The organism is Dolichospermum sp. UHCC 0352 (assembly GCF_009711925.1).
Lineage (GTDB): Bacteria > Cyanobacteriota > Cyanobacteriia > Cyanobacteriales > Nostocaceae > Dolichospermum > Dolichospermum lemmermannii.
In genome coordinates this window covers 1-741 of record NZ_VIKY01000330.1, presented here as the reverse complement: position 1 = coordinate 741, position 741 = coordinate 1, and the positions used below count along the sequence as shown (strand labels likewise).

Annotated in this window: 1 protein-coding gene; it reads left to right on the top strand. The window is 33.1% G+C overall.

Annotated elements, in window-relative coordinates; genetic code table 11:
• Positions 1 to 633, top strand: a 633-nt coding sequence (locus FJR06_RS23780; RefSeq protein ID WP_168652397.1) for an IS982 family transposase, incomplete at its 5' end; no start/stop codon positions are given.
• Positions 634 to 741: the final 108 nt, after the last annotated feature.

Sequence of the window (741 nt, the reverse complement as noted above, 5' to 3'; positions counted from 1 at the left end):
ATGTTACAAAAATCTCGCTTTAATCGCCGCTTACATCGTCTTTTTATGCTAATGAATGATATTTTTCATCAGCTAGGAATGATACTAAAGGAAATTAGTGAGCATACAGAATACTTACTAGATTCGTTTCCTATACCGTTATGTGACAATATTCGCATTTTTAACGTCAAGTTAATTGATTCAGAAGATTTTCGGGGTTATATCGCCTCAAAAAAACGGTATTTTTACGGCGTAAAAATTCACTTAATTAGCACAAAAGATGGTATTCCTGTTGAATTTGTGTTTATGCCTGGAGCCGCTAACGATGTCCGTGGGTTAAATGCTTTACCTCTAAATTTACTACCTGATAGCGAACTTTACGTTGATGCAGGTTATACTGATTATAATATTGAGGATGACGTAAAAGAGACAAGTGAATTTTCTTTAGAAGTCATGCGGAAAAAGAATTCCAAGCGTAAAGATTTGCCTTGGAATCAATATGTTAAACAACATACTCGGCATTATATTGAAACAGTATTTAGCAGTATCACTTGTCCATTTCCAAAATTTATCCATGCGGTTACGTATGAAGGATTTCTACTGAAAGTACAAGCATTTATTTTTGCATTTACTATTCAAAAAGCATTTATTTAACCCAGTAATTTTTATAGCTGACAATAGTTCAGTATTGGGGTTGCAAAGTATTGTAACTCCCAAGCTATCTTGAGTATTTATACACAAATTAATAACTACTGTCACTTA